The sequence below is a fragment of the Xanthomonas sp. WHRI 1810A genome (assembly GCF_040202885.1).
GTDB lineage: Bacteria > Pseudomonadota > Gammaproteobacteria > Pseudomonadales > Pseudomonadaceae > Aquipseudomonas.
Genome location: NZ_JBEGED010000002.1, coordinates 180,742 through 203,877, shown reverse-complemented (window position 1 = coordinate 203,877; position 23,136 = coordinate 180,742). Strand labels below are relative to the sequence as shown.

The 23,136-nt window shown below is 61.3% G+C and carries 25 protein-coding genes; 15 read left to right on the top strand and 10 right to left on the bottom strand.

What is annotated here, in order from left to right; translation table 11 throughout:
* Positions 1 to 215: 215 nt before the first annotated feature.
* From ABQX22_RS04230 to ABQX22_RS04220, 3 genes are all read right to left on the bottom strand, one after another.
* On the bottom strand, positions 216 to 1,298 hold the full coding sequence (locus tag ABQX22_RS04230) for a beta-glucosidase (RefSeq protein ID WP_349796804.1): 1,083 nt from the start codon (positions 1,296 to 1,298) through the stop codon (positions 216 to 218).
* Positions 1,299 to 1,368: 70 nt separating this feature from the next.
* Positions 1,369 to 2,562 (bottom strand): UDP-galactopyranose mutase, encoded by a 1,194-nt coding sequence (gene glf, locus ABQX22_RS04225; RefSeq protein ID WP_349796802.1) that lies wholly within the window; start codon positions 2,560 to 2,562, stop codon positions 1,369 to 1,371.
* The gene (locus ABQX22_RS04220) at positions 2,550 to 3,719 is read right to left on the bottom strand and encodes a glycosyltransferase family 1 protein (RefSeq protein ID WP_441005240.1); all 1,170 of its coding nucleotides are present in this window, start codon (positions 3,717 to 3,719) and stop codon (positions 2,550 to 2,552) included. The genes glf and ABQX22_RS04220 overlap by 13 nt, the downstream gene beginning before the upstream one ends.
* A 333-nt stretch (positions 3,720 to 4,052) precedes the next feature.
* On the opposite strand from ABQX22_RS04220, the gene galE reads away from it, so the two are divergent.
* From galE to ABQX22_RS04205, 3 genes are all read left to right on the top strand, one after another.
* Positions 4,053 to 5,078, top strand: coding sequence for a UDP-glucose 4-epimerase GalE (gene galE, locus ABQX22_RS04215; protein WP_349796800.1), 1,026 nt, complete (start codon positions 4,053 to 4,055; stop codon positions 5,076 to 5,078).
* A gap of 423 nt (positions 5,079 to 5,501) precedes the next feature.
* Entirely contained in the window at positions 5,502 to 5,870 is a 369-nt protein-coding gene (locus tag ABQX22_RS04210) for a hypothetical protein (RefSeq protein WP_349796798.1), read from the top strand.
* A gap of 21 nt (positions 5,871 to 5,891) precedes the next feature.
* Positions 5,892 to 6,140 (top strand): hypothetical protein, encoded by a 249-nt coding sequence (locus ABQX22_RS04205; RefSeq protein WP_349796796.1) that lies wholly within the window; start codon positions 5,892 to 5,894, stop codon positions 6,138 to 6,140.
* 130 nt (positions 6,141 to 6,270) lie between these two features.
* Here the strand turns inward: ABQX22_RS04205 and ABQX22_RS04200 are convergent, their stop codons facing one another.
* Both ABQX22_RS04200 and ABQX22_RS04195 read right to left on the bottom strand, forming a co-directional pair.
* Positions 6,271 to 7,170 (bottom strand): manganese catalase family protein, encoded by a 900-nt coding sequence (locus ABQX22_RS04200; RefSeq protein ID WP_349796794.1) that lies wholly within the window; start codon positions 7,168 to 7,170, stop codon positions 6,271 to 6,273.
* A gap of 333 nt (positions 7,171 to 7,503) precedes the next feature.
* The gene (locus ABQX22_RS04195) at positions 7,504 to 8,526 is read right to left on the bottom strand and encodes a hypothetical protein (protein WP_349796792.1); all 1,023 of its coding nucleotides are present in this window, start codon (positions 8,524 to 8,526) and stop codon (positions 7,504 to 7,506) included.
* 340 nt (positions 8,527 to 8,866) lie between these two features.
* Between ABQX22_RS04195 and ABQX22_RS04190 the strand changes: the two genes are divergently transcribed.
* Positions 8,867 to 9,379, top strand: a complete 513-nt coding sequence (locus ABQX22_RS04190) for a DUF4142 domain-containing protein (RefSeq protein ID WP_349796790.1) — start codon at positions 8,867 to 8,869, stop codon at positions 9,377 to 9,379.
* Positions 9,380 to 9,587: 208 nt separating this feature from the next.
* On the top strand, positions 9,588 to 10,031 hold the full coding sequence (locus ABQX22_RS04185; RefSeq protein ID WP_349796788.1) for a hypothetical protein: 444 nt from the start codon (positions 9,588 to 9,590) through the stop codon (positions 10,029 to 10,031).
* Here ABQX22_RS04185 and ABQX22_RS04180 read toward each other — a convergent pair.
* On the bottom strand, positions 10,022 to 10,942 hold the full coding sequence (locus ABQX22_RS04180; protein WP_349796786.1) for a DMT family transporter: 921 nt from the start codon (positions 10,940 to 10,942) through the stop codon (positions 10,022 to 10,024). The genes ABQX22_RS04185 and ABQX22_RS04180 overlap by 10 nt on opposite strands.
* 153 nt (positions 10,943 to 11,095) lie before the next feature.
* On the opposite strand from ABQX22_RS04180, the gene ABQX22_RS04175 reads away from it, so the two are divergent.
* The 3 genes from ABQX22_RS04175 (at position 11,096) to ABQX22_RS04165 (ending at position 13,994) form a co-directional block, all read left to right on the top strand.
* A complete protein-coding gene (locus ABQX22_RS04175) occupies positions 11,096 to 11,335 on the top strand; it encodes a hypothetical protein (protein WP_349796784.1) in 240 nt (79 codons plus the stop codon).
* A gap of 305 nt (positions 11,336 to 11,640) precedes the next feature.
* Complete coding sequence (locus tag ABQX22_RS04170; RefSeq protein WP_349796782.1) at positions 11,641 to 13,062, top strand: sugar porter family MFS transporter; 1,422 nt, start codon at positions 11,641 to 11,643, stop codon at positions 13,060 to 13,062.
* An 86-nt stretch (positions 13,063 to 13,148) separates the two neighbouring features.
* Positions 13,149 to 13,994 (top strand): sugar phosphate isomerase/epimerase family protein, encoded by an 846-nt coding sequence (locus ABQX22_RS04165; RefSeq protein ID WP_349796780.1) that lies wholly within the window; start codon positions 13,149 to 13,151, stop codon positions 13,992 to 13,994.
* A gap of 324 nt (positions 13,995 to 14,318) precedes the next feature.
* Here the strand turns inward: ABQX22_RS04165 and ABQX22_RS04160 are convergent, their stop codons facing one another.
* The gene (locus ABQX22_RS04160; RefSeq protein ID WP_349796778.1) at positions 14,319 to 14,720 is read right to left on the bottom strand and encodes a response regulator; all 402 of its coding nucleotides are present in this window, start codon (positions 14,718 to 14,720) and stop codon (positions 14,319 to 14,321) included.
* 254 nt (positions 14,721 to 14,974) lie between these two features.
* On the opposite strand from ABQX22_RS04160, the gene ABQX22_RS04155 reads away from it, so the two are divergent.
* The 5 genes from ABQX22_RS04155 (at position 14,975) to ABQX22_RS04135 (ending at position 19,101) form a co-directional block, all read left to right on the top strand.
* Positions 14,975 to 15,949: an aliphatic sulfonate ABC transporter substrate-binding protein gene (locus ABQX22_RS04155; RefSeq protein WP_349796776.1), complete on the top strand. Its 975-nt coding sequence runs from the start codon at positions 14,975 to 14,977 to the stop codon at positions 15,947 to 15,949.
* Positions 15,950 to 16,016: 67 nt separating this feature from the next.
* The gene (gene ehuB / locus ABQX22_RS04150; RefSeq protein ID WP_349796774.1) at positions 16,017 to 16,889 is read left to right on the top strand and encodes an ectoine/hydroxyectoine ABC transporter substrate-binding protein EhuB; all 873 of its coding nucleotides are present in this window, start codon (positions 16,017 to 16,019) and stop codon (positions 16,887 to 16,889) included.
* A 100-nt stretch (positions 16,890 to 16,989) separates the two neighbouring features.
* Positions 16,990 to 17,670 (top strand): ectoine/hydroxyectoine ABC transporter permease subunit EhuC, encoded by a 681-nt coding sequence (ehuC, locus tag ABQX22_RS04145; RefSeq protein WP_349796772.1) that lies wholly within the window; start codon positions 16,990 to 16,992, stop codon positions 17,668 to 17,670.
* The gene (ehuD, locus tag ABQX22_RS04140) at positions 17,667 to 18,317 is read left to right on the top strand and encodes an ectoine/hydroxyectoine ABC transporter permease subunit EhuD (RefSeq protein WP_349796770.1); all 651 of its coding nucleotides are present in this window, start codon (positions 17,667 to 17,669) and stop codon (positions 18,315 to 18,317) included. The genes ehuC and ehuD overlap by 4 nt, the downstream gene beginning before the upstream one ends.
* Complete coding sequence (locus tag ABQX22_RS04135; protein ID WP_349796768.1) at positions 18,310 to 19,101, top strand: amino acid ABC transporter ATP-binding protein; 792 nt, start codon at positions 18,310 to 18,312, stop codon at positions 19,099 to 19,101. Before ehuD ends, ABQX22_RS04135 begins: the two co-directional genes overlap by 8 nt.
* Positions 19,102 to 19,185: 84 nt before the next feature.
* Here the strand turns inward: ABQX22_RS04135 and ABQX22_RS04130 are convergent, their stop codons facing one another.
* A complete protein-coding gene (locus ABQX22_RS04130) occupies positions 19,186 to 20,292 on the bottom strand; it encodes an alpha/beta hydrolase (RefSeq protein ID WP_349796766.1) in 1,107 nt (368 codons plus the stop codon).
* A 264-nt stretch (positions 20,293 to 20,556) separates the two neighbouring features.
* On the opposite strand from ABQX22_RS04130, the gene ABQX22_RS04125 reads away from it, so the two are divergent.
* Complete coding sequence (locus ABQX22_RS04125; protein WP_349796764.1) at positions 20,557 to 20,769, top strand: KGG domain-containing protein; 213 nt, start codon at positions 20,557 to 20,559, stop codon at positions 20,767 to 20,769.
* A 57-nt stretch (positions 20,770 to 20,826) separates the two neighbouring features.
* Here ABQX22_RS04125 and ABQX22_RS04120 read toward each other — a convergent pair whose 3' ends face one another.
* A complete protein-coding gene (locus ABQX22_RS04120; RefSeq protein WP_349796762.1) occupies positions 20,827 to 20,973 on the bottom strand; it encodes a hypothetical protein in 147 nt (48 codons plus the stop codon).
* 44 nt (positions 20,974 to 21,017) lie between these two features.
* On the bottom strand, positions 21,018 to 21,575 hold the full coding sequence (locus ABQX22_RS04115; protein ID WP_349796760.1) for an ATP-dependent Clp protease proteolytic subunit: 558 nt from the start codon (positions 21,573 to 21,575) through the stop codon (positions 21,018 to 21,020).
* Between the two features lie 162 nt (positions 21,576 to 21,737).
* On the opposite strand from ABQX22_RS04115, the gene ABQX22_RS04110 reads away from it, so the two are divergent.
* Positions 21,738 to 22,733 carry an aldo/keto reductase gene (locus ABQX22_RS04110; RefSeq protein WP_349796758.1) on the top strand — a complete coding sequence of 332 codons (996 nt, stop codon included), beginning with the start codon at positions 21,738 to 21,740 and terminating at the stop codon, positions 22,731 to 22,733.
* The last annotated feature ends 403 nt before the right edge of the window (positions 22,734 to 23,136 follow it).

The window sequence follows — 23,136 nt, the reverse complement described above, 5'->3', positions numbered from 1 at the left end:
GCAGCGGCACTGAAACCCTTCACCCGAGGTGTGTCAGGCACACCGCATTCGCAGGTTTTACTGCCGCTTCGCTGCAGATCGCGGGCAAGCCTCGCTCCCACGCCTTCGGCAGAAGCGGATCGAGATTGATCGTTCTGCGTGGGCACGATCAATGCCGTGGCGTTTGATTCTGGCCGCAGGCTGCGTGGGAACGATCATTCAACACCTGTCGCGACCTATGTCTGAAACCGCGCCTGCAGCGCTTTCATTTCGACATGCAGCGGGTGGTAGGCGGCGCGGGTGCCTTCGCCGTCGGGGTAGCCGAACACGCCGGCCGGGCAATAGCGATCATCGTCCCAACCGGGATAGTCCAGAAACGGGTACCAACACAGGCCCTGCACCTGCACCCCGCGGGCCAGGGCCAGTTCGACCTGTTCGATGACATAGTGCAGCCACGGCACCCGGGCCTGGTCTTCGGTGCCGGTTTCGGCGATCAGGATCGGTCGCTGGTAGCGCCGGTGCACCTCCGTCAACATCCCCGACAGCGGACGAAACTGCGGCTCGCCCCAACGGATCTTCCCGCCGTTATGAAACCACTGATTGTCGGGGTAGAAATTGACTCCGACGATGTCCAGGTAATCCTCCTGCCCGCCCAGCCCCGGCCAATGGCGCCCGGTCAGCAGATCCCAGGCCTGGAACTGCGCCAGCCGGTGATGCTCGGCGTGTTCCGCCTCATCGGCCCGGGCGTTCACCGGCACGACATGGATCAACGGATCGCACTGCACGAAGCGCGCGAGGGGCATGTGCTCTCGGATGGCCTCGATGGCGGCGATGCTGGCGCGCACCAATTGATGCTTGAGCTCAAACCCGCGGCCTCGAGCGCCGGGATTGAAATAACTGACGTCACCTCCCGCCCAGCTCCAGAACGACATCTCGTTGATCGGCGAAAAGAAGGCGACGTCAACGCCCTCCTCCCGCATCAGCCTGGCGGCCGCCCCGGCAAAGCGGGCGAAGCGTTCCACGAACTCAGGCCGCCAGATATCCAGCCCGTCGGGGTAACCGTAATGACACAGGTCCCAGACCACCTGAACCTTGCGGTCCCTCGCCGCGCGCAACATCGGCAGGAAACTGCTCCAGTCGTAGTGACCGGGCTGGTGTTCGATCAAGTGCCAACGCAGGCCGTCCCGGGCGCAACGAATGCCCACTTCCGCCAACTGCCGGTAATCGCTGTCGACCCAGCGGCCGTGCCCGGTGCCGGCGAGCAGGTCCAGGCGCAGGCCGTCACCGCGGCGCTGGGTCGAACACTCGTAACCGGCCATGAGAAAAGAATCGAAGACGCTCGCCACCCTCACCGCGCATGCCTCGCTACCGGGACGAACCTAGAAGCGATCATTCGCTGGTCACTTCAGCGCGCGGTGTGTCGACGGCGGTCTCCTGTTCAATGCGTTGATACAGCGCCAGCGCCTGCCCCACCACCTGGTCCATGTTGTAGTACTTGTAAGTGCCCAGACGGCCGAGAAAAGTGACCCCTGGCGTGTTGTCGGCCAGCGCGCTGTAGCGCTTGTACAGCTCGGCGTTTTCCGGCCGCGGGATCGGGTAGTACGGGTCACCCTCTGCGCACGGAAATTCATAGCTGATGCTGGTCAGCGGGTGCGTCTGCCCGGTGAGGTGCTTGTACTCGGTGATGCGCGTGTACGGCACGCTCTGGTCCGGGTAGTTGACCACCGACACCGGCTGGAACTGCACCTGCGGCAAGGTCTCGTGCTGAAACTGCAAGCAGCGGTACGGCAGGCGGCCAAAGCAGAAATCGAAATATTCATCGATGGGGCCGCAGTAGATCAATTGCTTGAAGTTGACCTGATCGCGCACCGCATCGAAATCGGTGCCCAGCAACACGTCGATCCGGGGATGGTCGAGGATCTGTTCGAACATGCGCGTGTAGCCGTGCAGCGGCATCGCCTGGAAAGAGTCGGTGAAGTAGCGGTCGTCTTCATTGGTGCGGGTCGGAATGCGCGAGGTCACCGACTTGTCCAGCTCCGAGGGGTCCAGGCCCCACTGTTTGCGGGTGTAGCCACGAAAGAACTTCTCGTACAGTTCCCGGCCGATCTGGTTGATCACCACGTCTTCGGAGGTGCGGATATTCGCCACCGGCTCGGCACGCTGCTGGAGAAAGACCTCGGCCTGCTGCTGGTCCATCGACAACCCGAACAGGCCGTTGAGGGTGGTCAGGTTGATCGGGATCGGCAACAGGTGTTCGTCCACCTGGGCCAGCACCCGGTGCTCGTACGGCCGCCATTCGGTGAAGCGCGACAGGTAATCGACGATGCGCTGGGCATTGGTGTGGAAGATGTGCGGGCCGTAGCGATGGACCATCACCCCCGCCGCATCCAGGTGGTCGTAGGCGTTGCCGGCGATGTGCTCGCGGCGATCGATCACTAGCACGTGCTTGCCCAGCCCTTCGGCCAGGCGCTCGGCGATGACTGCGCCGGCAAACCCGGCGCCGACGATCAGGTAATCGTAGGGACGCGGGTCGTTCAAGAGCGAAGGTCCCTGTTTTGCAGTATCAAGGGTTACCGTAGGCATTCGATCTGCTCCTTCATGGTGGCGCAGGTCTTGTCCCACGACATGCCGTCCAGCGCCTGATCGGCGAGCTGGGTCACGCTGCCCTGGGCTTTCAGGGTCAACGCCGCCTCGATGGCGGCAATGAAGCCGTCCGCCGAATCGGCAATCGCGACCACGCCGCTCTCGCCGTAGCCACTGACCACGTCGCGAATCGGGGTGGACACCACCGGGCAACCGCCGGCCAGGTATTCCGGGGTTTTGGTCGGGCTGATGAACCGCGTCGATTCGTTGATCGCAAACGGCATCAGCGCCACGTCCCAGCCAGACAGATACGCCGGCAGCTCGGGATACCCCTTGCCCCCCAGGTAGTGGATGTTGTGCTGACGCGGCAAGGTCTCGGGATCGATTTTCACCACCGGGCCGATCAGGATGATCTGCCAGTCCGGACGCTGGATGGCCAGTTCACGGACCAGCTCGATGTCGAAGCGCTCGTCGATTACACCAAAGAACCCCAGGCGCGGATGACCGATGGACGCCTGATCCGCAGGGTCCGGCAGGCCGGTGCGCGCGGCGGCAAAGTGGGCGATGTCGACGCTGCTGGGCATGGCGTGGGCGTTGGCGTGTTGCTGACGCTTGGCTTCCCACAGGCTGTAGCCGCCGGTGAACACCACGTCCGCCTTGGCCATCAGACGCTGCTCCTGCACCACCAGATCCGGCGGCGCACCCTTGAACGCCGACAGCTCGTCCATGCAATCGAAGATGGTCACGTGGGCCTTGAGGTGCTCGGTGAACGACAGGCTCATGGGCGTCAAATACCACAGCAACAATTCGGCGCCGCCGTGTTGCGCCAGGTAATCATCCAGCAACTGCCGTTGTTCGGCGGCCACCTGTTGCGGTTCGGTGCCATGGGCCAGTTGCGGCACCAGCACGGTAATGCCCGGTACCGGCTGCGACACGTCAAGCCGCGATGCCCGCGTGTCGACAAACACCGGCTCTTCGAAAAACAGCACGTCGTAGTCGTGGGCCAGGCGCGACATCACGTGCTGCGGCCGCTGATAGACGAAGCCCCAGCGCAGATGAGAAAGGCACAACAGCGTAGGCCTGGCCACGCCGGTCATGGCGGGCTGAGCGTCAACGGGCACGGGGAGCAATTGATCGGGTTGTTCTACTAGATTCATTTCGGATTCCTTTTGAAGACTGGAATCGAGACTGAGGCCCCTGTGCACCAAGGCATCGAAAACACTCGTTTGCTGAGCTGGCGCGGCTCGGTGACACCGGTTCACGTTCTGCGCGCTGGCAAAGCTTTGAGGCACGACGCGCCATCACCGTTCAACCCGTCGAGAGACAAAGCCGATGAAGGGCGTCTACCGATCGGCACTCTGCTTGAACTCTTGTCTGCTGCAACGCCCATAACTTCATGACGGTTCAGTGTCGCCCGCTTTACTGAACCGCGTCATGGAAGGTCCGGCAGTCCGAAGTCGCCGAACGAGATTGCCTGAAGAGGATGACACATGATCTTGGTAACTGGCGGTGCAGGCTATATCGGCGCTCACGTGGTGCTCGAATTGATGGATCAGGGCGAGGACGTGATGATCCTCGATAACCTGTGCAACAGCTCTCGCCTGGCGGTGGAGCGAATAACCGCCATCAGTGGCCGGCGGCCCTTGTTTGTCCTGGGCGACGTCAGAAACCGAGGCTTGCTGGACAGTCTGTTCAGTGAACACCCCATCGATGCGGTGATCCATTGCGCCGGGCTCAAGGCGGTGGGTGAAAGCGTTCGCGAACCGTTGCGCTATTACGACACCAACGTCGGCGGCACCGTGACCCTGTGCCAGGCCATGGAGGCTGCGGGGGTGTTTACCCTGGTGTTCAGCTCCTCGGCCACGGTCTACGGCGACTGCCCGGTGATGCCCATCGATGAGACCTGCGGCACCGGGCAGCCTTCCAATCCCTATGGCCAGTCGAAGCTGATGGCAGAGCACGTGATGAACAGCATGGCCGCCTCCGACCCGCGCTGGTCGATCGGCCTGCTGCGCTACTTCAATCCCATCGGCGCCCATGACTCCGGCGAATTGGGTGAAGCGCCAACCCTGACCCCCAACAACCTGCTCCCTTATCTGCTACAGGTGGCCAGCGGCATTCGCCCGGCCTTGCGCGTCTACGGCAACGATTACGCCACGCCTGACGGCACCGGGGTGCGCGACTACGTGCACGTGATGGACCTGGCGGAAGGTCACTTGAAGGCCTTGCGGGCGTTGCGCCTGAAACAGGGGGTGCACATCTGGAATTTCGGCACCGGCCAGGGGTATTCGGTGCTGGACGTGGTCAACGCGTTCGAGCGCGTGTGCGGCATTCCCGTACCGCTGCTGCTCGAACCCCGCCGCCCCGGCGACATCGCCCAATGCTGGGCCGACCCCGGCAAGGCGCACCTTGAACTCGGCTGGGCCGCACAGCGCTCGCTGGACTGCATGCTCACCGACGCCTGGCGCTGGCAGCTCAACAGCCAAGGCGACGAGATTGAAACCCAAGTAGGGTAACGGCCCGGCAAACGCATCACCTTCAGTAGCGACCACCTCCCCTGTAGGAGCGCGCTTGCCCGCGAAACCATGTGTTCTGTCACTGTTGTAATCGCTGACCCACCGCCATCGCGAGCAAGCGCGCTCCTACAGAACGGCGCTATGGCCATCCGGAAATCTGCGAGAAAAGCACCTCCCCTGTAGGAGCGCGCTTGCCCGCGAAAGCACGTGTTCAGTCACTGTTGCAATCACTGACCCACCGCGATCGCGAGCAAGCGCGCTCCTACAGATTTTGCCGGCAGCGAGGGATATGGCCAGCCCTTGGCAGCGTTCCCGAAGAACGGCGCTTTACCCAACCTTTACCAACCCTAGACCTGCCTTTACACGGATTGGGTGTTTCATACGTACAGGGCGAACCCACACTTGTCGCCGAAGGAGACACCCATGATTTCGAAGATGATCCAAGCTGTCATTCTCTCCGGTACCCTGGCCGTTGCAGGCACGGCGTCGGCCAATGACCGCAACGTGATAGTCCCCGTCATCGCCGGCGCAGCCGTGGGCGCGGTCCTGGCCACGCTGATCAGCAGCTCGGGCCGAAACGATTACCAGCAGCCGCGCTACCGGAACTACCAGCCCCAGCCCCGCTACGCGCCGCAGTACCAACCGGTGGCCTATGTGCCGGTGCGCCAGCAGGTGGTCTATCGCCGGTTCGAGCCGGTCCACGGCAACCACTATGATCGCGGCTATGATCGCGGGCGGGACTGGCACGGTGATCGCGGGTACGACCAGGGCCGGGGCAATGGCCGCTGGTAATGCAAGCGCTGACTCGCGCCCATGAAAAAGCCGCTGACAGTGATGTCAGCGGCTTTTTTACGGAGTTGCGACGTCGCGAATGGCTTACGCCTGACGCTGAAAGCCGCGAAGCCCTTTGCGTTGATCGCCATGCAACAGTCCGGACTTGAACTGCTGGATAAACAGCGCGGTTTTGAACCCGCGACTCAGCAAAGAGGCTTGCGCTTCAAAGCTTTTGACGCAGTGACCAAAGCCGCCGAAGCGCAACGCGCTTTCGGCAGACTCTGTTGAAGCGTCGGACTGACTGACATGCGTGGGATTAGCCATTGTCGTTCCTCATGCTAGACGCCGATTAAACGCCGTGGATAACGCAAAAAAACCGGTTGCACCCCGTGAGGAATGCAACCGAGTGGTACCGCCATTACAGCGCGGGGTCAAGCTCCGCTTTGCCCTGGGCCAAACCTGAACCCAGATCAGCACCGGTCATCGGGTCTGCCGTCAGGTCAGACTTGGTGCGCTCTTTCATCATGGTGAGGGTGACCTCATCTTCTTCGCTCAAGACGACAGAAGCGGTGCCATCACCACCATCAACGGCTGGATGCGGGTTCTCGACATATTCGAATTCTGCATCGTCGTTCCATGGCCCACGTACATTCGGCTCGCCGTTGGACATGCTGAAGTAGGTGCGGGTGAACTCTGGCATACCCGGCAGCTTGCCTTGCGGGAAATTGGGCTGGATCGAGTGCAGCGCTTTCTCAAAGGACAACTGGTGGGCGATCTCGCGCGTCATCAGGAAGCCCAGGGCTTCTTTGACGCCGGGGTCAGTGGTCACGTTGATCAAGCGCTCGTAGACGATTTTCGCCCGGGCTTCAGCGGCAATGTTGGAGCGGAAGTCAGCCGTCGGCTCGCCGATGGTGTCGATGTAGGCCGCTGTCCACGGAACGCCCGCGGAGTTGACCAGCGGAGCACCGCCGCCGTAAAGCAGGCTGGTAATGTGCGAGTCGTTGCCGGCGCCGTTGATTTCACGGTACAGCTCACCTTCGGCTTGCACTCCTTCGGCCATCTTGCCTTTGCCGCCCTTGTTCAACATCACGATGATCGAGCCGATGATTTCCAGGTGGCTCAATTCTTCGGTGGCGATGTCGAGCAACAGATCTTTGCGACCTGCGTCTTCTTCAGCCAGCGCCTGGGTGAAATAACGAGTGGCCGCTGCCAGCTCACCTTGTGCGCCGCCGAACTGCTCAAGCAGCAAGTTAGCGAGGCCCGGATTTGGTTCGGCAACTCGGACGGTATATTGAAGTCGTTTGTTATGAAGAAACATGGATGTATCTCCCAATTCAGGCTTTTGCTAGTTATAAGGCGAAAGCGAACTAACGATCTAACATCGCTGACTGCAAGTTTCCGCGGGAGTGGCGCTACAGCGCTCGTTAAATGAGAGCAATGCGAGCCGAACAAAATTCGAACGAATAAAAACAGACGCGACGGGTGGTATAAACTTGTTAGTTCTACTTGCTTAGAGGTCGAGTGACCAACGGCCAAGTGCCGTTTTAAATATATCCATACGGATAGAGTGCGCGCTCGTTTTATGAGAAATGCGTGGTTCCAGACGCAAAAACGCCGCTCAATGAGCGGCGTTCTGTCAGCTGCGTTTTGTTCAAACGGAGCCGGAAACAACCTTTGCAGGTGGCTGGGTACGACGACCCAGGACACCGGCGCCTGCCGCTACCACACCCGAGATCACCAGCGTCATCAACAGAATCCAGCTCGCCTGGGACACACGCTTGGCGGCAACATCGGCCGCTTCACGGGCCTTCTGCTCGGCATCGGCCTTCAGTTGCTGATACTTGGCGTAGGCCTCGCGGTAGCTCTGCTGAACCTGATCGACCATTTGATTGGCTTCAGCGTCAGTCTTGCCGGTGCGCGCCTTGATCAGGTTGACCATGGCCTCGCGGTCGGCAGCGTCCCAGGCCTTGTCACCCTTGGCCTTGATGCGGTCCATCAAGCCACCAAGCTGGTTGTCAGCCTGTTGAGGTGCCGAGGCACTGTTTTGTGCCGTGTTCTTGGCATCCTGCTGGACGTTCTGCGCTTCCTGTTTCAACGCATCCGGGTTCAGTTCAGGTTTGCCGGTCTGACGCATGGCCGTTTCAAGTTCGCCCTGAATGTCATCCAGGTTGAAATCGATACCCTGCTGTTTCAGTTGGTCCTGAATCTTGCCGCCCATCGACGGGGCCACTTGTGCGATGCCGCTGCCAATCGCGGAAAGACCGCTGCCCGCCAGGTTCAAACCGCCGCGCACGACGCCAGTGACGGCGCTCGACACCAGGTACACCGTCAGCAGCGAAACCGTGGCCCAGACCAGCAAGCCATGCAGGCCGCCTTCCCGGTGCGCCAGTCGGCCCGCCGCCCAGCCGCCGATAAACAGCGAGATCACCGCGCTGACAATGACCCAGATGCCGGCGCTGGTGCCCATGCCTTCTACGGGGTTGCCTTCTCGCAAAGGTTCGATTGCCGATGTACCGATGGCTGTGCCGAGCAGGCTCAAAATCAGAGAAACGATCATCGCCAGAACAACGCCGGCGATCACCGCACTCCAGGAAATTCGCTTGAGCAGCGGCGCATACGTTTCGACGCGGTCGTAGGCAGGTTGAGAGCGGTATACAGGTTCGTCTTGAATCATTTTCTTAGTCCTTGGGTAAGCCGTTGCAGCAATAGGCCCGAGACTTTTGGCCACGACGCATGCCGCATGTTCGGACGCATCGATGGTTCGCTCGGTTGGGTTCATACGCGGCGGGAAGGCGATCCGCACCCGCTGCTAATCTCTGGACCCGACCCCATCCAAAAGCGTTCATTCAAATACGCTACAGACCCGACGAAACGCAGGCTTGCGCCCCGAACAAGACCCGAAAAAGGTTTCGCAAGTTAGGCCATGCAAAAACGCTGAACCATTTTCAAACGGCCCAAGTCCCATCATCGAGGACAGCAAACTGTCCACCCTCGACAATAAAGGAACAATCAAAATGGCAAACTTAGTCCGCACTTCAGCTCTGGCACTGTTGTTCACCCTTGGCAGCCAAGCGGCGTTCGCAGCACAGGATGACGACTTCGTGGAAGACGCTTCGGCAAAAGGCGTTGCAGAAGTCGAGGCTGGCAAACTGGCTCAAGAGAAAGGCACTGCGGCAGATGTCAAAAAATTCGCCGACATGATGGTCAAAGACCACACCGCTGCCAATACCAAACTCAAGTCCATCGCCGACAGCAAGAAGCTTGAAGTGTCCACCGATGCTGAGCTGCTGGATAAAGCCAAGTCTATGATCCTCGAGTTGCGCACCGCCAAGTCCTTCGACCAGGCGTACGCAAACAACCAGGTCAAGGCTCACGAAGCGACCATCGAGCTGTTCGAAGAAGAAATCAAAGACGGCAAGGACGCAGACCTCAAGGCCTTCGCCACGGCGACCCTGCCAAAACTCAAAGAGCACCTGACCCACGCCAAAGAATTGGCCAAGGCTCACGGCGGCACTGCTGCCAACTGATCCACCGGATAGCGCCGTCAGGCTTCACGGCCTGACGGCTTTTCCGCCCCCCGCTTCCCTCCTCCCTTCCCGTGTCCTCCAGCCCCTGCGCACCGTCCGATGAATGACCTTCCTTCCCGCCTGCCCAAATCAACTGTACATCTATACAGTTAAACCTGTATCGGCGCGTCACAGTGGCGCGTGTTTTTTTGGTGTTCAGGTGATTGCTATGTGTGGCGGCGTCGAAGCGAAGGACAAGAACCGGGCGTATGAAGCGTTCAAAATCTACTTCCCCAATCCCAAGGCCGCCTTCCCGGTGATGCTCGAAGACGGCACCGACCTTGGTTGGGTGCCATGGGGGCGGCGCAAGGAACAGGCCGGCAACGGCCCGCAAGGCGGGTGGGCCAAACAGGAGACGGTGGCGCGCGGCGGCTGGGCGCACTATCACCCGCAGCGGGCGCTGGGCCTGATCAGCCGCTACATGGAGAAAGACGCCGAGCGTGTCTCGCACTGGTTCGACATGAACGACGGCTACGCCCTGGATTGCCTGGTGATTGGCGAAGGCGACGAGCGCCGTGTCTACGTCGTCACCGCCGCGCCGCCTGCGGAATATGCCGGGATCCACCATCGCTGGCCGGTCATCAGGAAATGCACCGACCGTTCTCAGCCCTGATCGCCGGGTGGCGCGTTGTGCGCACTGACGGGCGCGGTCACGGCGCTGGAGCCGCGCTTGCCGTACACCAGCAGGCCACTGAAAAAGATCAGCACCATCCCGAACACCGAAGACACCACCGGGTAGCTGTCAAACAGCAGCACGCCGTAGGCCGTGGCGAACACGATCTGCAGATACCCCAGCGGCGCCAACACCGTGGACGAGGCGTAGACGTAGGACTTGGCCAGCAGAAAATGCGCGGACAATCCCAGGCCGCCCAGTACCAGCAGCATTAACCACTGCGTCTGGTTCGGCTCGGCCCAGTAGAACGGCACGACGACGCTGAGGATGGCGGTGCAGAACACCCCCACGTAGAAACTGCAGACCGAAGGGCTGTCAGACTCCCCCGCCAGTTGCGTCAACAGTTGGTACAGGGCAAAGAAGAAGGCGCAGGCCAGGGGGAACAGCATCCACAGGGAGAACGAATCGCTGGCCGGGTTGATGATCACCAGCACGCCGACAAACCCCAGCCCCACGGACAACCACTGCAGGCGGTCGGCCTTGATGCCGAACAGCAGCGGTGACAACAGCGTCACGAAGGCCGGCGCCAGAAACACCAGCGCCGTGGATTCGGCCAGCGACACATGGGTCAGCCCGAACAGGAAGGTCAGGCTGTCCCCCAGCAGGCAGACCGCCCGCAACAGGTGCAGCCAGGGTCGTCGGGTGTGAAAGACATTTTTCTGTCGGCTGCGCAGAATCACGCCAGTCACCAGCAGGGTATGAACCAGGTAGCGCACCCAGGCGACGAACACCACCGGCAGGGTCAGGATGAGCGTTTTGGAAATGGCGTCATGGCTGGCAAACACCAGGGCCACGCCGGCCATCAACCACATGCCGATAACGTGACGGTGAGAACGACTGGAGGCGGTCATTGCGGGTCCCGAAGGGTAGGAAGCGGCAGTCAAGGGGGCAAAACTTAGCACAGCGCACGCCGTCATTCAGCGCTTGTCGGCGGGCCGGCGGTTTTTCTTCGAACTTGGCTGCAGCGCCGACATCAAAACCCTACACCACCCGAGGATAAGCCCATGAGTACCAACGATCGTAATCTGCGCCCCGACCTGGAGGCTGCTGCGGCAGGCCTGACCACCGACACGTCGGGCAAACCTGTGGATGTCGTCGAACGCGATGTCGAGGACACCGACGAAGACACCCGCAGCGTCGACGAAGTCCTCACCCCGACTTCCACCCGCGCCAAAGAGCAGGACGCCGAAACCCTCAAGCAAAAAACCGCCGAAATCGAGCGCAAGGTCGCCGACGGCAACTAAGCACCCGGCGTGCCGCGAACGATTGACCGAAGGCTGCTCGCTCGCGGCGCTATCACCGAAGACATCCCCCGAGGCGTTCCCGCGCCTTAACCCACGGTTTTCCCCTCGTCATCCAGTCATCTATATCAATTTGTGTCGTGGGTACGGAACTCACCGTCCCAACGTCGCCCTAAGTGTCGCGTTGACGTAATGGCTCCGTGCTGGTTTCGCGCGTCTGTCGCGCACCTGTACACCGGTCATTGCGGGCACCGCCGCTTTCTTCCTGTCTATCAATGACCCCCGATCACCTCAGGATTTTGCATTCCATGTCTTCAAGTACAACCTCGGCCGATCCGGCTCGTCAGGGTGTCAAGCGTTCCTCAGCGGGACGCCTGGTATTCATCTCTGTGCTGGTCGCGACCATGGGCGCGCTGGCGTTCGGTTACGACACCGGCATCATCGCCGGTGCCCTGCCCTTCATGACGCTGCCGCTGGATCAGGGCGGCCTGGGGCTGAACGCGTTCAGCGAAGGCATGGTCACGGCCTCGTTGATCATCGGCGCGGCCGTTGGATCGCTGGCCAGCGGTTACCTGTCCGACCGCTTCGGTCGACGCCTGACCCTGCGCCTGCTGTCGCTGGTGTTTATCATCGGCGCATTGGGCACCGCCACTGCGCCCGATATCCCGTTCATGATCGCCGCGCGCTTTGTGCTGGGTCTGGCGGTGGGCGGCGGTTCGGCCACGGTGCCGGTGTTCATCGCTGAAATCGCCGGCCCATCGCGCCGGGCACGGTTGGTCAGCCGCAACGAACTGATGATCGTCAGCGGCCAGTTGCTCGCTTACGTGCTCAGCGCCTTGATGGCCGCCTTGCTGCATTTCCCTGGGATCTGGCGCTACATGCTGGCCTTCGCCATGGTCCCGGGTATCTTGCTGCTGATCGGGACGTTCTTCGTACCGGCGTCGCCGCGCTGGCTGGCGTCCAAGGGCCGCTTCGACGAAGCCGAAGAAGTGCTCGAACAACTGCGTGACACCAAGGCTGACGCACAGCGCGAAATCGAGGAGATGAAAGAGCAGGACAAAAAGACCCGCAAGCGTCCGGCCGTCAAAGAGCTGCTGCGCCAGGGCTGGATCCTGAAATTGCTGTTGATCGGCATCGGCCTGGGCTTCACCGCGCAGTTCACCGGGGTCAATGCATTCATGTATTACACCCCGATCATCCTCAAGACCACCGGCATGGGCACCAATGCCGCGCTGACGGCCACCATCGGCAACGGCATCGTCTCGGTGATCGCCACCCTGCTGGGCATCTGGGCCATCGGCCGTTACGGTCGCCGCCATTTGCTGATGACCGGCCTGATGGCCGTGGTCGCGGCGCAAGTGGCACTGGGCTGCGTGCTGGAGTTCATGCCGCAGAACCTGCTTCAGAGCTACGCGGCGCTGGGCTGCATCCTGATGTTCCTGCTGTTCATGCAGATGTGCATCTCGCCGGTGTACTGGCTGCTGATGTCCGAACTGTTCCCGATGCAGGTCCGCGGCTTGCTGACCGGTACGGCGGTGTCGGCGCAGTGGCTGTTCAACGCGACCGTGGCGTTCACCTTTCCGGTGGCGCTGCAAGCGTTGGGTAACACCACCTTCTTCGTCTTCGCCGTGATCAACGTCGGCTCGCTGCTGTTCGTCTGCTTCTGCCTGCCGGAAACCAAAGGCAAGTCGCTGGAAGAAATCGAAAAGCACATGAAGAAAGAACTGTAACGTTTGAGCCCGATCGTTCCCGCGCAGGGCGTGGGACCGATCACAGGGCAAAGCGCCCCGTACACCGACGAGAAACGAGGTTTTCCATGCAACCACTCGCCATCAGTCAAATCACCACCTCCCCCCTTTCCCTGGAAGACGACCTCGCCCTGTGCCAACGCCTGGGGTGTGCGCTGGAGATCGCCGAGAAGAAGCTGTCTTGCGACCCGATCAAGGCGCATGACCAGCTTGCCCTGATCAAGGACAGCGGCGTGCGCGTCACCTCCATTCAACCGCGCACGCTGACCATCTTCCCGTCGGCCTCAGCGCCTGATCCTCAAGCGCCTGAAGCCCGACTGGCGGACCTGATCGCGTCGGTGGAGCGGTTCAGCCCCTTCTGGCCGGGCCTGCCTTTGGTGACCAACACCGGCGCCGACACCGACGGCAATGAAGCGCGGGTGTGGACCGGCTGCGTCGAGCACTACCGGACCCTGGCGGACCACGCCAGCCAGCACGGCATGCGCATCGCCCTGGAAGCCCTCGGCCCGTCGCTGATGAACAGTAATTCGATTCTGTTTGCGTTCAGTCAGGCCCAGGAAATGGCCGATGCAGTGGACCGGGCGGCGTTCGGCCTGTGCCTGGACCTCTACAACAGCTGGCAGGACCCCGGATTGCCTGCTGCCATCGCAGCCTGCACACGGCTGTTCATTGTGCAACTGGCCGACTGGAGCCGACCCCGCTCCCTGCACGACCGCCGCGTGCTGGGCGACGGCGACATTCCCCTGAAGCGCCTGCTGCAAAGCATCGTGGATACGGGCTACACCGGGGATTACGTGCTGGAGATATTCTCCGAATCGGTGCCCGACTCCTTGTGGAAAGACAAGGAGACCGTCAGTGCGGCCGTGGCGCAAAGCATCCAGGCGTTTGAGGCGATTCGTTCAACCACCACCTGACCAGCCACATACCGATAGAGGCAGGAGCACGCTTGTTCGCGAACACATGGGTGCATCAGCCGAATACCCTGATTGCAGCCACTTACCGCGTGGGTACGCCGTGATCAACGCTCCGCGTCGCCGGGACCCAGAGCGTCCGCATCGGGTTACCACGCAGAGCGTGGGATCCATGAGCAGCAGTGAATCGCGAGCAAGCTCCCTCCCACAGGGATTTTGCATTCGGCGATGAAGCGCCGGCGAACGCCAGAATGTGTAGGAGCTGCCGAGCCGCCGAAGGCTGCGAAGCGGTCTGTCAGACCAGCCGCAATAAGATAACCGCCGTCCTTAATGCGCCGAATGAAACGCCGTGCGGATGCCGTCGAGCACTTGGCCGATGGTGAAGGGTTTGCGCAGGAACAGGACGTCGTTCTGCACGCCGCTGCTTTTGGGGGATTCCAGGCCGGACATGACGATCACCGGGATGGCCGGCCAGGACTCGCCGGACAGGTTGGCCAGCACGGCGCCGTTGATGCTGCCGGGCATGTTGATGTCGGTCAGCAGCAGGCCGACGCCGCCCGAATGGTGCTTGAGGAATTCCAGGGCGAGGTCTGCGTTTTCCTCTCCCTGGGTGACGAACCCTTCCAGCTCCAGGACTTCGCACAGCAGCTCGCGGATGATCTGCTCGTCGTCGACAACCAGAATGATTTTGTCGCTCTGAACGATGGAGTCAGCGGCGATTGATGTCATGGGGGGCTACTCGTCAGGGGTAAGCTCGATAACCGACAATCAAGCGCAGTACAACTACGAGTCCCGGCGGCCGCGCAAATTCAGATTGTTTATGCCGGTCGGCCAAACGGTTCACGGCGTCGGGGTCATTGCAGACGATAACGCCGTCACAACGCGCGCATAAGCTAATAACCATAAGGTATTTAAATAATATTTTTTAGAACCTTATGATCGTGACCTGGCACCCGCCACCCTGACCCGATCATGAGCCTGCCATGCCCTTCTCATTTCGCAACGCCCGACCGCTGCTCCGTCGCCCCTTGCTCACCGGCATGATCGCTGCCCTGGCCTGCGCCACCGTGCTCCCCGCCCAGGCCCGTGAAACCGTGCGCATCGGGTATCAAAAATCATCGACCCTGATCACGCTGCTCAAAACCCAAGGCACCCTGGAAAAAGCCCTGGGCGAAGACGGCATCGATGTGTCCTGGCATGAGTTCCCCAGCGGCCTGCCGTTGCTGGAAGCGTTGAACATCGGCAACGTCGACATCAGCGCCGACGTGGCAGACACGGTGCCGATCTTTGCCCAGGCCGCCAACGCCAAACTGACCTACTTCGCCGAAGAGACCGCCTCGCCCACCGCCCAGGCCATCGTCGTGGCCAAGGATTCGACAATCCAGCAGCTGTCGGACCTGAAGGGCAAGAAAGTCGCCGTGACCAAGGCCGCCGGCACCCACTACCTGCTGATCGCCGCGCTGAACAAGGCCGGGCTGGCGTTTTCCGACATTCAGCCCGCCTACCTGTCGCCGGCCGACGGTCGTGCCGCGTTCGAGAACAACAAGGTCGACGCCTGGGTCACCTGGGAACCCTTCCTCACCAGCGTGCAGCGGCAACTGCCCACCCGCACCCTGGCGGACGGCACAGGCCTTGCAAGTTACAAACGCTATTACCTGACCCGCACCGCGTACGCCAAGGCCCACCCGGAGGTGCTCAAGCGGGTCTTCGCCCAGTTGCAAACGGCCGGGACCTGGATAAAGGGCCATCCCGCTGACGCCGCTAAAGTGCTGGGCCCGCTGTGGGGCAATCTGGACATGGCCACTGTCGAGGCAGCCAACGCCCATCGCACCTATCGGGTGCAAGCCGTGAGCGCTGACAAGTTGGGTGAACAACAGAAAATCGCTGATGCGTTCCTTGCCGCCGGCTTGTTGCCCAAGGCCGTTGACGCCAGGGACGTCGATATCTGGAAGCCGTAAATTCGTTGGCCGCACGCCACACGCCCGTTGCGCGCGGCCCAGTTTTTCCTACTCTCGAGCATGCCCAATGAAAGGTTTTAAACCGTTGTCGCTGTCTGTTGCACTCGGATCCGCCGTGCTGTTGAACGCGCTGTTCAGCTTTTCCGCCACGGCGGGCCTCCTGGAAAAAGGCCGCAGCCAAGGCCTGACCGCGGGTATCGCCAACGAACAGCCCTATGCCTACATCGGCACCGACGGCAAAACGGTCGGCGCCAACTTCGAGATCCTGCAGGCGATTCTCGGCAACCTGGGGATCAGCAAGGTCGAACTGCCGATCACTGACTTCGGCTCACTGGTGCCAGGGCTGGCAGCCGGCCGCTTCGATCTGATCGGCGCCGGGCTGTTCATCAACCCGGCGCGCTGCAAAGTCATCGGTTACTCCAACCCGGTGACCCGCTCCGGCGGCGCGTTCATCGTCAAGGCCGGTAACCCGCTGAACCTTCACAGCCTCAAGGACGTGGCCAAGAGCGGCAAGGCGCGCCTGGCGACTCAGCCCGGCAGCAACCAGGTGCAGGAAGCCAAGGACGCCGGCATCACCACCGCCAACGTGGTGCTGTTCGACAAGGACACCGAAGCCCTGGCCGCCCTGCAGGCCGATCGCGTGGACGTGGTGTACTTCCCGGACGCGGAGATCATCAGCCTGGTCAAGAAAACCAACAGCCCGGCCATCGAACGTGCCCTGCCGTTCGAGCAGATCCCGGACGCCGACGGCAAGCCGACCTGGAATTACCACGCCTATGGCCTGCCGAAAAACGACCCGGCCTTCACCCAGGCCTTCAACGAACAACTGGCCAAACTCCGCGCCTCCGGCGAGCTGTTGAAGATCCTGCAGAAATACGGCTACACCGAAAACGAGCTGCCGCCTGCCGACGTGACCGCCGAGCAACGCTGCAACCGCTGAGCCGCAACCACTGAAACCAGGCGTGCGCGCGACGTCATGGACTGACGACGCGCACGTTTGAACACCTGAACCACAGGCCCCACCCCCTACGAGTACGGCCATGCTTTTCAATCCCCATGCCGTGGAAACGGCAGCCTTCATTGCGCGTCAGTTGGCCAATGGCGCGCTGGTGACACTGCAAATCACCTTTTTTGCGCAAATCGTGGTGGTGGTGATGTCCTTCGTCATCGCCCTGATGCGCCTCTCGCCCTGGCGGGCGCTGCGCTGGATCGCGACAGTCTACGTTGAAATCCTGCGCGGCATCTCGGCCCTGGTGCTGCTGTTCTACCTGTTCTTCATCCTGCCGCTGTTCAGCATCAGCCTGTCACCCATGACCACCGGCATCCTCGGCCTGGGCCTGACATTCTCGGCCTACGGCTCGGAAATCGTCCGCTCGGCCCTGGCCAACGTCAGCCGCGGCCAGCGGGATGCGCTGCGGGCGCTGGATTTCGATTCGATCACGGCATTTCGCCGGATCATCCTGCCCCAAGCCCTGCCCTTCATGCTGCCGCCCATGGGCAACCAACTGGTCGAGCTGCTGAAGACCACGTCGCTGGTGTCGCTGATCACGCTGAGCGACCTGACGTTTTCCGGCGGGCAACTGATTACCACCCTCGGCCAGCAAACCCTGATCTGGAGCATCGTGCTGGTGTGCTATTTCGTCATGGCCTGGCCGTTGAGCTGGCTGGTCAAGCGCTACGAACGCCGCGTGACGGCGTGGCGTCAGGGGAGCACGTCATGAATTTCGATTACGCGTTCGCCTGGTCGATCATTCCGGACTTGTTCCAGGGCCTGCTGGTCACGCTGCAAGTGGTGGTGCTGGGCTTCGTGCTGGCGGTGGTGCTCGGGCTGGTGCTGGCCATCGCCCAACGCTCGAAAATCACGCTGATTCGCCGGGCGAGCACCGCGTACCTGAGCTTCTTCCGGCACACGCCGCTGATGGTCCAGCTGTACGTGCTGTTCTTCGCCTTCCCGCTGGCCGGCATCACCCTGCCGGCAATTACCACTGGCGTGATTGGCCTGGGGCTGTATTACGGCGCCTACATCGCCGAAGCCTATCGCGGCGCCATCGAAGGCATACCGGCCGGTCAGTGGGAAGCGGCCCGGGCGCTGGATTTCGACACCGCGACCACGTGGCGCCGGATCGTGCTGCCGCAAGCGTTGAAACCGATGCTGCCGATCCTCGGCAATTACCTGATCGGCATGTTCAAGGAAACGCCGCTGCTGGCCGTGATCACCATCCCCGAACTGTTTCAGGCCGCCAAACAGATCGCCGGCATGACCTATCGCTATAACGAGCCGTACACGGTCATGGCGTTGATGTTCCTGGCGATCAGCGTGCCCACTTCCTTGTTGTTCAAATATTTTGAAAGGCGCAGTAATGTCTGATCTCGCACACACCTCGGCCCTCGCACCGCCGCAGATCATCCTCAAGCAAGTGGTGAAAAACTTCGGCAGCAACCGGGTCATTGACCACTTGGACCTGAGCATTCCACAGGGTCAGAAAGTCGCCTTGATCGGCCCCAGCGGCTCGGGCAAATCCACGGTCCTGCGTTTGATCAAAGGCCTGGAAACCTACCAGAGCGGCAGCATTGAAGTGGCCGGCGCGCCAGTGCCGGACAAAGCCTCAGGCTGGCACTGGCCTGGCGCGAAGAAGGCGCCGGTGGTGCATCGGGTGGGGATGGTGTTTCAGCAGTTCAATCTGTTCCCGCACCTGACCGTGCTGGAAAACATCACCGAAGCGCCCTTGCGCGTGCTCAAGCTCAACCGCGAAGAAGCCCTGGCACGGGCCGAGGAATACCTGAAGCTGGTGGGCCTGAGCCACAAGGCCGACGCCTACCCCGGCCAGCTCTCCGGCGGGCAACAGCAGCGGGTCGCCATCGCCCGGGCCCTGGCCATGCGCCCGCAAGTGATGCTGTTCGATGAAGTGACCTCGGCCCTGGACCCGGAACTGGTGGGCGAAGTGCTGGCGGTAATTCGCTCCATCGCCCATGCGCAACACATGACCATGCTGCTGGTGACCCATGAGATGAAGTTCGCCCAGGACATTGCCGACCGGGTGCTGTTCATGGAAGCCGGGCGAATCGTCGCCGACGGCACGCCGGAGCACATCCTGGTCAACCCGGACAACGACCGCACGCGGCGCTTTCTGAATCTGGTGGAGCAACGCTAGACCACATCAGCGGCAAGCGCGAGCCAAAACGAAAACGCCCACCCGGGCATCAGCGCGGGTGGGCGAAGGGGCAACAACTTCCGGTTACTTCGACAGATCAGCCTTCAGGCGAGTACCTGCGTACTCCTGCGCCTGCTGCGCCTTGGCAACCACGGCGGCAGTGCCGAAGAACTCATGGGTCACGCCGGTGTACAGCTGACGCTCTACGCTGACACCCGCCGCACGCAACGCCGTTTCCAGCTGAGCGCCGTCGTCACGCAGCGGGTCGATCTCGGCATTGATCACCGTTACAGGGGGCAAGCCTTTCAGGTCGGCATGCACCAGGTCGATGCGTGGATCTTTCGCATCTGCCGGGCTGTTGGTGACGTGGCTGATGAACCACAACATCATCGGGCGATTGAGCGGCACCGCGTCGGCGTACTTGGTGTACGACTCGGTGGTGGTGTCTGACTGCGCCACCGGGTATACCGCCAGCACGTGTTTAGGTTGGGTCAGACCGGCTTTATGCGCGGCAATGGCCGTGGCAACGGCCAGGTTGCCGCCAGCGCTCTCACCGGCCAGCGCCAGACGCTTCGGATCGCCGTTGACCGACTTGGTATTGTTGGCCAGCCAACGGTAGGCCGCCAGCGCGTCATCGTGGGCGGCGGGGAATTTATGCTCCGGCGCCAGTCGGTAATCCACCGAGACCACCACCGCGTTGGCCTGCTTGGCCAGGCCACGGGCACCGCCGTCGTAGACCTTGCGGTCAGCAAACACCCAGCCACCGCCATGGAAATACAGCACCACCGGGAAAGGGCCGCTGCCGGCCGGCGTGTACACGGTCGCCGGCATGTTGCCTGCGGCACCGGGCACGGTGGTTTCACGGGACGTCACGCCCGGCACCAGGGCGGTCGGGCTGCTGTCACGCTTTTCGTCGGCGAGCACGCCTTTCACCGCGTCGGCGATGGTGGGCTGCAGGCGCGCTTCGGCCGGCGTGATTTTCTCGACGGCCTTGCCGTCCAGGCGGGTGAATGTGTTCAGCACGGTCTGCATGTCGGCATCGGTGCGGACCATGCTCTTAGTCCCGCTGACGGCCAGTTCCGACAGCGACTTCTTCTCGGGGTCTCTGGCGCAACCGGTCAGCATCACGGCCAGGCCGACAGCAGACGCCAGGAGTAAGGTGGTTTTACGGGAGTGAAGACTCGTTATCATTATTTGGCGCCTCGTATATGTACGTATTCAAGAGGATGGCCCAAGTGATGTAACTTGGCCATCCGTCTTATCAGTTCCGTTTACGCGGTAAAGCGTTCCAACCACATTTCCGGACACAGATGAACGGTCATGAAACTGCCACTTTCATATTCAAACGCTCCGCTCGTCCGAGAGCCGAATAAATAATTAAACCCGGCGCCGAAACTTGAATCACATCTTGTGCGAGCGATATCTCGCTCTATCAATAACAAGAGGTACGTAATCATGGCTAACACCGGAAATTCGAACCCAGGCAATTTCGCCAATGACCGCGATAAAGCGTCAGAAGCCGGCAAAAAAGGCGGGCAAAGCGGACAAGGCGGACAGGGTTCAGGCGGCGGAAACTTCGCCAACGACAAGCAGAAAGCGTCGGAAGCCGGCAAGAAAGGCGGATCCTCGTCATCCTCAACAGGTGGCGGCGGTACCCGCAAACCTTGATCCATGAGTGAAGCGAACGAGGGCCCCTGCCCTCGTTCAGCTATTTGAGGGGCGTGTTCACGGTTTGGGCAGCGCCTCGGGATCGAGCAGGGGCACGGTGGCATCCCGATCCAGTTGTGAACCCGGATCTTCATTGCCGGGGTCTATATCAAACGGTTCTTCCTCCTGTTCTTTTTCATCTTTGGAATGCTGTGCAGCAGGCATGGTAACTCTCCTCGTTCAAATATCAGGTTTCGGTTGGATCTTACTCATCCGCCATTGACCGTCCAGTGTATGGCCTCTTCCGGAAAGACAACTTGCGACACGCTGTGGGCAATGCCGCACGCAATCGAATCCTGCGCTGGAATCACTCTTTCTTCCGCCGACAGGCACTTGGCGATATCCAGCATTTGTTCTGCCCCCTGGGTTTCCTTGCGAAAGATACTGACATAGCGCTGCAAGTCGTTGTCCAGGCTGCTCAAGTATTCCCGCAGCCGGGAGTGATCCACCGAACTCTGGTTGAAGTACCAATTCATCGGGTGAATCAGGAACCGGGAATGGGGCGTCGCAATGCGCTCCTGGGCGGCCAGGTACATGACGATGCCCATGGATTCGATATTGCCCGCATTGACCGCGCGAATCGGCAGGGTCAGGGATTTGAGAAAGGTGTACACCGTGAAGCCGAAGTTGGTGCTGCCGCCAGAGGTAGAAAGGTTCAGCAGCAGGGACGTCGCCCCCTGGGCCACGGCGTCCAGGCAACGGTTGCGGAAATGTTCACTGGTGGCCTGATCGATCTGGCAGTGGAAATGAATGATGTGTTCAGCCATCTGGTGCCTCCTTCCTGCAGCCGTTTGCCTGGATGGGGTCTTCGATGTGTTCGACCAGAGCAGTGTAGCCAAATGCCGACCCTATCGAACTCCTCAGGCGTACCGTGATCACTTGCACACGCTTTGCCTTACGTTTCGTCCCCTTTCTACAGGAAAAGTCCCATGAGTCTGAAAGACAAAATCATCGGCCAGCTTGGCTTCGGCGCGGCGCCGCTGGGCAATATGTTCCGCGAGATCAGCGAAGAGGAAGCCCAGGCCACCGTCCAGGCGGCGTGGGATCAGGGCATCCGCTATTTCGATACGGCACCGATCTACGGCGCCGGGTTGTCCGAGCAACGGCTGGGCACGGCGCTGGCACAGCACAAGCGCGACGAATACACCTTGAGCACCAAGGTCGGACGGCTGATCTCTGATGAACTGAGCAGTGAGCCTCGCAGTGGCCCGTTCAGCCATGGCCGGAGCAACAAGATCGACACCGATTACTCGGCCGACGCGACGATGCGTTCCATTGAAAGCAGCCTCCAGCGCCTGGGCACCGACCGTCTGGACATCGTCTTCGTCCACGACGTGGCCCAGGATGCCCACGGTGACGAGTGGATCGAGCATTTCAACATCGCGCGCAAGGGCGCTTTCCGTACCCTCGCCAGTCTCAAGGAACAAGGCGTGATCAAGGCCTGGGGCCTGGGCGTCAATCGGGTCGAGCCCTGTGAACTGACCCTGGACCTGACTGAAGCCCAGCCGGACGGTTTTCTGCTGGCGGGTCGCTACGCCCTCCTCGACCACGAACAACCCCTGCAGCGGCTGTTCGCCAAGGCCAAAGAGGCCAACGCCGAGTTCGTCGTCGGCGGTCCTTACAGCTCGGGCGTGCTGGTAGGCGGCAAGCACTTCGAATACCAGGAAGCGTCTCAGGCGATGCTCGACAAGGTGGCGCACATCCAGGAAATCGCCCGTCAGTATCAGGTCGACATCAAGTCCGCAGCGTTGCAATTCGCCCTGGCCAACCCGCTGGTGGCGGCGGTGATTCCGGGCGCCAGTCGCCCTTCGCGCATCATCGAAGACGTTCAGGCCCTCAACGCCTCGGTGCCGGACGGTTTCTGGCAGGCCATGCGCGACCAGGGCTTCATCGCCACCCAGGCGCCGTTGCCGTTCAAGGATTGAAGCGCCTGCTGTATCGATGGTTCACACGAGTAGGAGCGTCGCTTGCCCGCGATCTGGCGCGAAGCGGCAGCAAAACCCGCACATGCGGTATGTCTGACACTCCTCAGGTGAATGGTTTCAGAACCGCTGCGCGCTCCATCGCAGACAAGTCAGCTCCCACGGCCTGCCGGCCAGAATCAACAGCCAAATCGCACCACGGCCCGCTTCTGCCCGGAGGGCGTAGGAGCGTGGCTTGCCCGCGATCTGGCGCGAAGCGGCAGCAAAACCCGCACATGCGGTATGCCTGACACTCCTCAGGTGAATGGTTTCAGAACCGCTGCGCGCTCCATCGCAGACAAGTCAGCTCCCACGGCCTGCCGGCCAGAATCAACAGCCAAATCGCACCACGGCCCGCTTCTGCCCG

What these genes read in the sequence shown, in the direction of transcription:
- ABQX22_RS04185 (WP_349796788.1), top strand. Translation starts at nt 9,588, where the DNA reads ATGTGTGGCGGCGTCGAAGCGAAGGACAAGAACCGGGCGTATGAAGCG.
- ehuB (WP_349796774.1), top strand. Translation starts at nt 16,017, where the DNA reads ATGAAAGGTTTTAAACCGTTGTCGCTGTCTGTTGCACTCGGATCCGCC.
- ABQX22_RS04160 (WP_349796778.1), bottom strand. Translation starts at nt 14,720, where the DNA reads ATGACATCAATCGCCGCTGACTCCATCGTTCAGAGCGACAAAATCATT.
- ehuC (WP_349796772.1), top strand. Translation starts at nt 16,990, where the DNA reads ATGCTTTTCAATCCCCATGCCGTGGAAACGGCAGCCTTCATTGCGCGT.
- ABQX22_RS04195 (WP_349796792.1), bottom strand. Translation starts at nt 8,526, where the DNA reads ATGATTCAAGACGAACCTGTATACCGCTCTCAACCTGCCTACGACCGC.
- ABQX22_RS04170 (WP_349796782.1), top strand. Translation starts at nt 11,641, where the DNA reads ATGTCTTCAAGTACAACCTCGGCCGATCCGGCTCGTCAGGGTGTCAAG.
- ABQX22_RS04125 (WP_349796764.1), top strand. Translation starts at nt 20,557, where the DNA reads ATGGCTAACACCGGAAATTCGAACCCAGGCAATTTCGCCAATGACCGC.
- ABQX22_RS04155 (WP_349796776.1), top strand. Translation starts at nt 14,975, where the DNA reads ATGCCCTTCTCATTTCGCAACGCCCGACCGCTGCTCCGTCGCCCCTTG.
- ABQX22_RS04210 (WP_349796798.1), top strand. Translation starts at nt 5,502, where the DNA reads ATGATTTCGAAGATGATCCAAGCTGTCATTCTCTCCGGTACCCTGGCC.
- ABQX22_RS04200 (WP_349796794.1), bottom strand. Translation starts at nt 7,170, where the DNA reads ATGTTTCTTCATAACAAACGACTTCAATATACCGTCCGAGTTGCCGAA.
- ehuD (WP_349796770.1), top strand. Translation starts at nt 17,667, where the DNA reads ATGAATTTCGATTACGCGTTCGCCTGGTCGATCATTCCGGACTTGTTC.
- ABQX22_RS04205 (WP_349796796.1), top strand. Translation starts at nt 5,892, where the DNA reads ATGAAAAAGCCGCTGACAGTGATGTCAGCGGCTTTTTTACGGAGTTGC.
- ABQX22_RS04130 (WP_349796766.1), bottom strand. Translation starts at nt 20,292, where the DNA reads ATGATAACGAGTCTTCACTCCCGTAAAACCACCTTACTCCTGGCGTCT.
- ABQX22_RS04230 (WP_349796804.1), bottom strand. Translation starts at nt 1,298, where the DNA reads ATGGCCGGTTACGAGTGTTCGACCCAGCGCCGCGGTGACGGCCTGCGC.
- ABQX22_RS04175 (WP_349796784.1), top strand. Translation starts at nt 11,096, where the DNA reads ATGAGTACCAACGATCGTAATCTGCGCCCCGACCTGGAGGCTGCTGCG.
- ABQX22_RS04115 (WP_349796760.1), bottom strand. Translation starts at nt 21,575, where the DNA reads ATGGCTGAACACATCATTCATTTCCACTGCCAGATCGATCAGGCCACC.
- ABQX22_RS04180 (WP_349796786.1), bottom strand. Translation starts at nt 10,942, where the DNA reads ATGACCGCCTCCAGTCGTTCTCACCGTCACGTTATCGGCATGTGGTTG.
- ABQX22_RS04135 (WP_349796768.1), top strand. Translation starts at nt 18,310, where the DNA reads ATGTCTGATCTCGCACACACCTCGGCCCTCGCACCGCCGCAGATCATC.
- ABQX22_RS04110 (WP_349796758.1), top strand. Translation starts at nt 21,738, where the DNA reads ATGAGTCTGAAAGACAAAATCATCGGCCAGCTTGGCTTCGGCGCGGCG.
- ABQX22_RS04120 (WP_349796762.1), bottom strand. Translation starts at nt 20,973, where the DNA reads ATGCCTGCTGCACAGCATTCCAAAGATGAAAAAGAACAGGAGGAAGAA.
- ABQX22_RS04165 (WP_349796780.1), top strand. Translation starts at nt 13,149, where the DNA reads ATGCAACCACTCGCCATCAGTCAAATCACCACCTCCCCCCTTTCCCTG.
- galE (WP_349796800.1), top strand. Translation starts at nt 4,053, where the DNA reads ATGATCTTGGTAACTGGCGGTGCAGGCTATATCGGCGCTCACGTGGTG.
- ABQX22_RS04220 (WP_441005240.1), bottom strand. Translation starts at nt 3,719, where the DNA reads ATGAATCTAGTAGAACAACCCGATCAATTGCTCCCCGTGCCCGTTGAC.
- ABQX22_RS04190 (WP_349796790.1), top strand. Translation starts at nt 8,867, where the DNA reads ATGGCAAACTTAGTCCGCACTTCAGCTCTGGCACTGTTGTTCACCCTT.
- glf (WP_349796802.1), bottom strand. Translation starts at nt 2,562, where the DNA reads ATGCCTACGGTAACCCTTGATACTGCAAAACAGGGACCTTCGCTCTTG.